The sequence below is a fragment of the Hansschlegelia beijingensis genome (assembly GCF_045505405.1).
GTDB lineage: Bacteria > Pseudomonadota > Alphaproteobacteria > Rhizobiales > Methylopilaceae > Methylopila > Methylopila beijingensis_A.
On record NZ_JBJKEX010000109.1, the window covers coordinates 1 to 8738 of the forward strand.

The window sequence follows — 8738 nt, forward strand, 5'->3', positions numbered from 1 at the left end:
GCTCACCATCTCGGCCGCCGCGCGCCGGTCGAGATGGTGAGCGAGTTCCGACGCGGCCGCGGCCTCGGCCCCGTGACGCTCGATCCGGCGCTGAACCGCATGGCCGAAGAGCAGGCCAACGCGATGGCGCGCGACAACAAGCTGAGCCACGAGACCTCGGCGGGCTCGCTGAAAGCGCGCATCGCCCGGTCCGGCTATCGCAATGGCGGGATGTGGGAGAACATCGGCGCCGGCCACGACACGCTGGCTGACGCCTTCACGGGCTGGCGCTCGTCGCCGCCGCACATGAAGAACATGCTGCAGCCCAAGGCGTCCCGCATCGGCATCGCGGCCGCGCGCGCGCCAGGCACCCGATATGAGGTGTTCTGGGCGATGGTGCTTGCGGACCCGAACGATCCCCGCCCCGAAGTGACCGCCGCCCAGGTGAACCGCGCGATCCCGCCGTTCCCGATCGGCGTGCCGGGCGGGATCTACGTGCCGAGCATCCACTGAGGGGAGGGCTCCCTCCGGCTTGCCGGAGGGGCCGTCTTGCGGCCGGTCGTCAGACCGGCCGGACTTCCTCGACTTCCGGAACGAAGTGCCGGAGCAGGTTCTCGATGCCCTGCTTCAGCGTCGCGGTCGACGACGGGCAGCCGGAGCACGACCCCTTCATGTTAAGGTAGACCACGCCTTCGCGGAAGCCGCGGAAGGTGATGTCCCCGCCGTCCATCGCGACCGCGGGGCGGACGCGGGTCTCGATCAATTCCTTGATCGTGTCGACCGTCTCGGCGTCGGCGTCCTCGAAGAACTCCTCGCCCGGGGCCTCAGCCTCGCCGCCTTCGGCCAACAGGGGCGCGTCGGAGAGGTAGTGCTCCATGATCGCGCCCAGGATGGCGGGCTTGAGATGCTGCCACTCGCCCGCCGACTTGGTCACGGTGATGAAGTCGGAGCCGTAGAACACTCCCGTCACCCCGTCGATCGCGAACAGCCTCTGCGCCAGCGGAGAGCGCGCGGCGTCCGCGGGCTCCTTCATCTCGAGCGTCGAGCCTGGAAGCACGTCGCGGCCCGGCAGGAACTTGAGCGTCGCCGGGTTGGGCGTGGCTTCGGTCTGGATGAACATGTCTGGGACCTCTCGAAGTTCTCCGAGACATGGGGGTTTTGGGACCGGGGGTCAATCGGCCGGCCCGAGGCCGCTCAGGCGCGGCGGATCAGACCGACGATGTCCTTGACCGCCCCCATCGTCTTCTCCGCGATCGCGTCCGCGCGCTCGGCGCCGTGTCCGAGCACCCGGTCGATATGGCCGGGGTCGGCGACGAGCCGCTTCATCTCGGCGTTGATCGGCGCGAGCTTGTCGACGGTGAGGTCCACCAGCGCCTGCTTGAAGGCCGAGAACTGGGCGCCGCCATACTGAGCGAGCACCGCGGCCGCGTCGCTGTCGGCGAGCGCGGCGTAGATGCCGACGAGATTGTCGGCCTCCGGCCGGTCCTTCAGACCCTCGACCGTCTCCGGCAGCGGCAGCGGGTCGGTCTTGGCCTTGCGGATCTTGGAGGCGATCTGGTCGGCGTCGTCCGTCAGGTTGATGCGGGAGGCGTCCGAGGGCTCCGACTTCGACATCTTCTTGGAGCCGTCGCGCAGCGACATGACCCGGGTGGCGGGTCCTGCGATCAGCGGCTCGGGAAGCGGGAAGAACTTTTCGTCGAGCCCGTTCGCGGCGATCGAGGCGGCGAAGTCGTTGTTGAACTTCTGCGCGATGTCGCGGGCGAGCTCGAGATGCTGCTTCTGATCCTCGCCGACCGGCACATGGGTCGCGCGGTAGAGCAGGATGTCCGCCGCCATCAGGTTCGGATAGGCGTAGAGGCCGACCGAGGCGTTCTCGCGGTCCTTTCCGGCCTTCTCCTTGAACTGCGTCATGCGGTTCAGCCAGCCGAGGCGGGCGACGCAGTTGAAGATCCAGGCGAGCTCGGCGTGGCCCGACACCTGGCTCTGGTTGAAGACGATGTGCTTCTCGCCGTCCACGCCGGCGGCCAGGAACGCCGCCGCGACCTCACGGATCGAGCGCTTGAGCTCGGCCGGATCCTGCCAGACGGTGATCGCATGCAGGTCGACCACGCAGTAGATGCAGTCGAAGCGGTCCTGCAGTTCGACGAACCGCTTGATGGCGCCCAGATAGTTGCCGAGGTGCAGGTTTCCCGTCGGCTGGACGCCGGAAAACACCCGCTGCGGAACGCTCGCCATCGTCTTCGATTGCCTCATGATTGACGGCGCGTTATGGCGTCCGGCTGACGGCCGCGCAAGGGCCGCGAACCCCATCCACATTCGCCGTCAGGAGCTCCCGGATGACGCCAGCCAAGTACGACGTCCTCGGCATCGGCAACGCGATCGTCGACGTGATCGCCCGAACCGACGAGGCGTTCCTGGCGCGGGAAGGGCTGGCCAAGGGCTCGATGAGCCTGATCGACGAGGCTCGGGCCGAGACGCTCTACGGAATGATGGGCCCGGCCATCGAGGCTTCGGGCGGGTCGGCCGCCAACACGCTGGCGGGCCTTGGCTCGTTCGGCGGCCGCGCCGCCTTCGTCGGCCGGGTCAAGGCTGATCCGCTCGGCCAGGCCTTCCGGCACGACATCACCGCCGTGGGCGTCGACTTCGACACGCCGGCCGCGCCCGACGGGGTTTCGACCGCCCGTTGTTTCGTGCTGGTCACGCCGGACGGCGAGCGAACGATGAGCACCTATCTCGGAGCCTGCCAGGCGCTCAGCGTCGACGATATCGACGAGGCGGCCGTGAAAAGCTCCAAGGTCGTCTATCTCGAGGGCTATCTGTGGGACCCGCCGGCCGCCAAGGAGGCCTTCCGCAAGGCGGCCGCCCTCGCCCATGACGCCGGGCGCAAGGTCGCGCTGACGCTCTCCGACTCGTTCTGCGTCGACCGCTATCGCGCCGAGTTCCTCGCGCTGCTGCGCGACGGCCATGTCGACATCCTGTTCGCCAACGACAGCGAGCTCAAGGCGCTCTACGAGACGGGCGACATCGACGCGGCGGTCGAGGCGGTCGCGCGTGACGCGAAGCTGGCGGCCGTGACCCTGGGCGCGGACGGCTGCGTCATCGTTCAGGGCGATCAGCGGATCCGTGTGCCGGCCGCGCCGGTGGACGGCGAGATCGTCGACAAGACCGGCGCCGGCGACCTGTTCGCCGCCGGCTTCCTCTACGGCTACACCAACGATCTCGACCTGAGGCGCGCCGCCGAACTGGGCTCGCTCGCGGCGGCGGAGGTGATCAGCCATGTGGGCGCCCGGCCGCAGGTCGACCTGCGCAGCCTGGCCCAGGGCCGCGGCCTGCTCTGAGGGGCCCGGCGTCGCGGCCGGTCGCCTCCCCGGGTCAGGAGCCGAGCATCATGGGCTCATGACGCCGCTCCCGGTCTTCGACGGCCATAACGACGTCCTGCTGCGCCTTCGCGAACTCGGGCGCCCCGACGGCGGCGTCCGGGCGTTTCTTGAAGGCGGGGCAGGCGGGCATCTCGACCTGCCGCGGGCGCGCGAGGGCGGGTTGTTCGGCGGCCTGTTCGCCGCCTTCACCCCGTCGCGGCAGCTTGGCGTCGACTATCTCGCGCTGATGCGCGCCGCCCAATACGACGTCCCGTTGCCCGAGCCGCTGCCTCTCGCCGAAGCGCAAGCGGCCACGCTCGCGATGGCGGCGATCCTGCTGCGGATCGAGCGGGCCTCCGAGGGCGCGGTCGCGACTTGCCGCAGCGTCGCGGACATCCGCCAAGCGAAGGAGAACGGCGCGCTCGCGGCCGTGCTCCACATCGAAGGCGCCGAGGCGATCGGGCCCAATCTCGACGCGCTTCACGTGCTGCATGCGGCCGGGCTTCGTTCGCTCGGGCCGGTCTGGAGCCGGCCGAACGTCTTCGGCCACGGCGCCCCCTTCCGCTTCCCGTCTTCGCCCGACATCGGCCCAGGCCTCAGCCAGGCCGGACGGGACCTCGTGCTCGAATGCGACGCCCTCCGGATCGTTCTCGACCTGTCGCACCTCAACGAGGCGGGCTTCTGGGATGTGGCGCGGCTATCACGGGCGCCGCTGGTCGCGACCCACTCGAACGCGCACGCGCTCACGCCTCACGCCCGCAACCTGACCGACCGCCAGCTCGACGCGATCCGCGACACCGGCGGGCTGGTGGGACTGAACTTCGCGACCTGCTTCCTACGCGAGGACGGCAGGATGCGGGCGGACACGCCGCTCGAGACGATGGCGCGCCACCTCGATCATCTGATCGGCAGGCTCGGCGTCGACCATGTAGGCTTCGGGTCGGATTTCGACGGCGCGGTCGTGCCGTTCGAGCTTCAGGACGTCGCGGGCCTGCCGCGCCTGATCGAGGCGCTGCGCCGGTACGGCTTCGACCAGGAGACGCTCGAAAAGCTCGCCTGGCGGAACTGGCTCGGGGTGCTGGAGCGGATCTGGGGCGGCTGAAGTCAGCCCGGCCGCCGCGTCCAGGGCCGGGTTCCTGCCGGAACCTCGAGCTGCGCAGGCGCCCCGGTCGGCTGGAGATAATACGGCACGTCCGGCCACTTGCCGGCCGCGAGCTGCCGCCGCGTGGGCTCATTGACGACCTCGAAGGCGTCGAACCCGCAGCGGCGCATCAGCGGCATCTGGTCGATCAGCACGTCGCCGGTGGCGCGCAGTTCGCCCGCAAAGCCATAGCGCTCGCGCAGCACCCGGGCCATGGAGCTCGCCCGGCCGTCGGCGAACTTCGGGAACACCAGCGCGACCAGCGAGACGCGGTCCAGATAGGGCGCGAGCTCCTCGAGCGCTTCGTCCGGCTGGACCACGACGCCTAGCGGCGCGTTGCGGGCCGAGAGCGCCTGACGTTCGGCGAGGAAGCGTGTGAGCGGCAGAAGGGCCGGGCCCTCCGGAACGGCTGCGTCAGGCGCCACGCGCTCCCATTCATCGGCTTCGAAGCGCCCATTGCGCCACAGCGCGGGCTCGGCGGGAGCAGAGGGGGCCTGGGCGGCGACGGAGGTCGCCGCGGGCTCGACGGGGACTCGCGCGAGGGCGTTCATATCCCGCTTCCTTCGTGTTCCAGCGTGTCGCGGACGTGGATGCCGCACTCGGTCTTCTGCAGTCCGCGCCACCGACCGGCGCGGGGATCCTCGCCGGGCCTGACCCGGCTGGTGCAGGGCATGCAGCCGATCGACAGATAGCCGTGCTTCACCAGCGGATGGGCCGGCAGATCATGGTCGCGCCTATAGCTCTCGAGGTCCTCCGCCGTCCACTCCGCGAGCGGATTGACCTTGATCCGCCGCCCGTCCCCCTCGAACAGCGGCAGGTTGGCCCGTTCCGCGTTCTGGAAGCGCTTGCGGCCGGAGATCCAGGCGGGGAAATCGCCAAGCGCGGCGGCGAGCGGCTCGACCTTGCGTATGCGGCAGCAGAGGTCGGGGTTCGTCTGCCAGAGGAAGTTTTCGGGATCGAGCCGGGCCAGCCGCTCAGGCCTCGGCCCCGTGGAGCGGACGTCGGTGAGGCCGATCCGGCTGACCAGTTCGTCGCGGTAGGCGAGCGTCTCGTCGAACAGCTGTCCGGTGTCGATGAAGATGACCGGCGTCGCGGGATTCAGCGAGCCGACCAGATGCAGCAGCACGGCGGAATCGGCCCCGAAGCTCGAGACGAGCGCGATGCGGCCGCGGAACAGGCTGTCGATCGCCGCGCGCAGGATCGCCTCCGCGCTCCGGCCCCGGTGCAGGCGGTCGAGATGCGCCGCGAGAGACGTCGCGCGTTCAGCCGCGCGGGCTTCGCTGACCCGCGGCAGCGGGAGATCAGGCCGCTCCATAAAGCGCCTCTTTGAAGGGCTTCTGGCCGACGCGCCGCACCGCCGCCAGGAAGCTCTCCTGCGGGCCTTCGCGCAGCTTCAGATATGTGTCGACGACGGTCTCCACCGCGCCTCCCACGTCGGCGATGGCGAAGCCCGGCCCGATCAGCGCGCCGACCGCGGCGTTCTCGTCGCCGGAGCCGCCGAGCGTGATCTGGTAGACCTCCTCGCCCTTCCGGTCGACGCCGAGCAGGCCGATATGGCCGGCGTGGTGGTGGCCGCAGGCGTTGATGCAGCCCGAGATCTTGATCTTGAGCTCGCCGATCTCCTTCTGCCGCTCGGGCGCGCCGAAGCGACGCGACAGGTCCTGCGCGACCGGGATCGAGCGCGCGTTGGCGAGGGCGCAATAGTCGAGCCCGGGGCAGCAGATGATGTCGGTGACGAGCCCGGCGTTGCCGTCCGCGAGCCCGGCCTCCCGAAGTCCGGCGTAGAGCGCCGGAAGGTCGTCCAGCGCGACATGCGGCAGCACGAGGTTCTGCTCGTGGCTCACGCGGATCTCGCTCTGCGAGTAGCGCTCGGCGAGATCGGCGACCGCGTCCATCTGGGCGTCGGTGGCGTCGCCGGGGATGCCGCCAACCGGCTTCAGCGAAATGGTGACCAGGCCGTAGCCGGCCGTCTTGTGCGGCGTCACGTTGCGATCGACGAAGTCCGCAAACTCGCGGCTGTCGGCGCGGGCGGCCTCGAGCGCGCCCGAGCGCGCAGGCCGCTCGGGCAGGGCAGAGGGCGCGAAATAGGCCGCGATACGGCGGATCTCCTCGTCCGGCAGCCGCAGGATGTCCGTCTTCAGGACCTCCTGGAACTCGGCCTCGATCTGCCGGGTGATCTCTTCCGCGCCCGTCTCGTGGACCAGGATCTTGATCCGGGCCTTGTACTTGTTGTCGCGGCGCCCGTTGAGGTTGTAGACGCGCATGATCGCCTCGACATAGGCGAGCAGGTCCTGCTCGGGCAGGAAGTCGCGAACCTTGTGGGCGATCATCGGCGTGCGGCCCTGGCCGCCGCCGACATAGACCGTGAAGCCGAGACCGCCCTCGGCGTCGCGCTTCAGCTGAAGGCCGATGTCGTGGAACTGGATCGCCGCGCGATCCTCGTCGGCGCCGATCAGGGCGAGCTTGAACTTGCGCGGCAGGTACGAAAATTCGGGGTGCACCGAGGACCACTGCCGAAGGATTTCGGCGTAGGGCCGCGGGTCCGCGACCTCGTCAGCCGCCGCGCCGGCGAAATGGTCGGCGGTGACGTTGCGGATGCAGTTTCCGGAGGACTGCAGGGCGTGCATCTCGACCGAGGCGAGATCGTCGAGGATCGCCGGAATGTCCTTCAGGGCCGGCCAGTTGAACTGGATGTTCTGTCGGGTCGTGAAATGCCCGTAGCCCCGGTCATAGGTGCGCGCGATGTGCGCCAGCATCCGCATCTGGGGCGACGAGAGCGTGCCGTACGGCACCGATACCCGCAGCATGTAGGCGTGAAGCTGCAGATAGACGCCGTTCATCAGGCGCAGCGGCTTGAACTGCTCCTCGGTGAGCTCGCCCGAAAGGCGCCGCTCCACCTGGTCCCGGAACTGGGCGGTGCGGGCTTTGACGAAGCCATGGTCGAACTCGTCGTAGCGGTACATCCGGATGGCTCCTCAGGCGCCCGCGGCCGCCGACTGATCCTGAAGGATCGTCGGGCCGAAGGCGCGAATCTGTTCTCTCAGGCGCAACGGGCGCAGGCCGGCGGGCTCGCGCGCCACGTCGATCGCATAGGATTCCACGACGATCTGCTGGGCCTCGGCGCGCTTGCCGGCGTCGAGCCCCGCGGCGAGCGCCGCCGGTCCGGAGAGCGGCGCCGCGTGGTCAAGGCTCTGTGTCCATCCCCCCGACGGGTCGAGATAGACCACCACGCCGTCGTCGAGGCGATTGGCTGTGACGATCTGCGTCTCGGCCCGGGTCTTGGCGCCGGACTTCTGGATCGGAGCGGACATTCGGAAAGTTCCTTCAGGCGGCTTCGGTCGCGTCGCGCGAGCGTGGGGCGAGCACGTCGGCGTCCGCAGGACGCGCCTGCGCAAGCGCGCGGCCGATGAGGATGAGAACAGGGCCGTCGACGTCCGCACGACCTGCGAGCGCGGGCAGTTCGCCGAGGTCGCCGAACAGGATCCGCTCATTCGGCTGGGCCGCGTTCTCGACGGCTGCGACCGGCGTGTCGGCGGAGAGCCCCGCCTCGACGAGCCGATCCGCGACGCCGGCGGCGACGGAGCGGCCCATATAGACCGCGACGGTGGCGCCCTGCAGCGCCAGTCCAGCCCAGTCGGGCAGCGTGCGGCCATCGACGTCATGTCCGGTCGCGAACACGAGGCTCGACGCCATGCCGCGGAGCGTGAGCGGCGCGCGCGCCGACGCAGCGGCCGCGAATGCGGCGGTCACGCCCGGGACCACTTCAAAGGGAACGCCGGCCTCGGCGAGCGCCGCCATCTCCTCGCCGGCACGGCCGAAAATCAGCGGATCTCCGCTCTTCAGGCGAACCACCCGGCGTCCGGCCGACGCCTCGCGCACGAGAAGCGCGGAGATTTCGTCCTGAGCGACCTCGTGGCGGCCCTTGCGCTTGCCGACCGAGATGCGCTCGGCGTCGCGGCGGCCCATCGCGACGACCGCCTCGGGAACGAGAGCGTCGTACACGATCACGTCGGCTTCCTGCAGAACCCGCTGGGCGCGCAGCGTCAGCAGGTCGGTCGCCCCGGGGCCCGCGCCGACCAGCCAGACGAAGCCGGAAGCGTCCGGCTTCTCGGCCATCATGCGCATTGCGGCCGAGCGCGCGCCCGCGATGTCGCCTAAGAGCGCGCGCGCCGCCACAGGTCCGTCGAACAGTCGGGCATGGACATGGACGTCCGCAAGGGCGAGATCCTGGGCGTCGTGGGACCTTCCGGAACCGGCAA

At 69.8% G+C, this 8738-nt stretch carries 10 protein-coding genes; 3 read left to right on the forward strand and 7 right to left on the reverse strand.

Annotated elements, in window-relative coordinates; genetic code table 11:
- A partial coding sequence (locus tag ACIKT0_RS08995) for a CAP domain-containing protein (protein ID WP_407105018.1) occupies positions 1 to 492 on the forward strand: 492 nt, incomplete at its 5' end.
- A 49-nt stretch (positions 493 to 541) separates the two neighbouring features.
- On the opposite strand, the gene ACIKT0_RS09000 is transcribed toward ACIKT0_RS08995, so the two are convergent.
- Both ACIKT0_RS09000 and trpS read right to left on the reverse strand, forming a co-directional pair.
- Positions 542 to 1099, reverse strand: coding sequence for a NifU family protein (locus tag ACIKT0_RS09000; RefSeq protein WP_183396637.1), 558 nt, complete (start codon positions 1097 to 1099; stop codon positions 542 to 544).
- Between the two features lie 74 nt (positions 1100 to 1173).
- Positions 1174 to 2214 carry a tryptophan--tRNA ligase gene (gene trpS, locus ACIKT0_RS09005; protein WP_407105027.1) on the reverse strand — a complete coding sequence of 347 codons (1041 nt, stop codon included), beginning with the start codon at positions 2212 to 2214 and terminating at the stop codon, positions 1174 to 1176.
- A gap of 101 nt (positions 2215 to 2315) precedes the next feature.
- Here trpS and ACIKT0_RS09010 point away from each other — a divergent pair, with 101 nt between their 5' ends.
- The gene (locus tag ACIKT0_RS09010; RefSeq protein ID WP_407105019.1) at positions 2316 to 3317 is read left to right on the forward strand and encodes an adenosine kinase; all 1002 of its coding nucleotides are present in this window, start codon (positions 2316 to 2318) and stop codon (positions 3315 to 3317) included.
- 58 nt (positions 3318 to 3375) lie between these two features.
- On the forward strand, positions 3376 to 4440 hold the full coding sequence (locus tag ACIKT0_RS09015) for a dipeptidase (protein ID WP_407105021.1): 1065 nt from the start codon (positions 3376 to 3378) through the stop codon (positions 4438 to 4440).
- Between the two features lie 2 nt (positions 4441 to 4442).
- Here ACIKT0_RS09015 and ACIKT0_RS09020 read toward each other — a convergent pair whose 3' ends face one another.
- The 5 genes from ACIKT0_RS09020 to cobA form a co-directional block, all read right to left on the reverse strand.
- Positions 4443 to 5030: a DUF934 domain-containing protein gene (locus ACIKT0_RS09020; RefSeq protein WP_407105022.1), complete on the reverse strand. Its 588-nt coding sequence runs from the start codon at positions 5028 to 5030 to the stop codon at positions 4443 to 4445.
- Positions 5027 to 5794, reverse strand: a complete 768-nt coding sequence (locus ACIKT0_RS09025) for a phosphoadenylyl-sulfate reductase (RefSeq protein WP_407105023.1) — start codon at positions 5792 to 5794, stop codon at positions 5027 to 5029. Before ACIKT0_RS09025 ends, ACIKT0_RS09020 begins: the two co-directional genes overlap by 4 nt.
- Positions 5781 to 7442 (reverse strand): nitrite/sulfite reductase, encoded by a 1662-nt coding sequence (locus ACIKT0_RS09030; RefSeq protein ID WP_407105024.1) that lies wholly within the window; start codon positions 7440 to 7442, stop codon positions 5781 to 5783. Before ACIKT0_RS09030 ends, ACIKT0_RS09025 begins: the two co-directional genes overlap by 14 nt.
- 12 nt (positions 7443 to 7454) lie before the next feature.
- Positions 7455 to 7790: a DUF2849 domain-containing protein gene (locus ACIKT0_RS09035; protein ID WP_407105025.1), complete on the reverse strand. Its 336-nt coding sequence runs from the start codon at positions 7788 to 7790 to the stop codon at positions 7455 to 7457.
- Between the two features lie 13 nt (positions 7791 to 7803).
- A partial coding sequence (gene cobA, locus ACIKT0_RS09040) for a uroporphyrinogen-III C-methyltransferase (RefSeq protein ID WP_407105026.1) occupies positions 7804 to 8738 on the reverse strand: 935 nt, incomplete at its 5' end.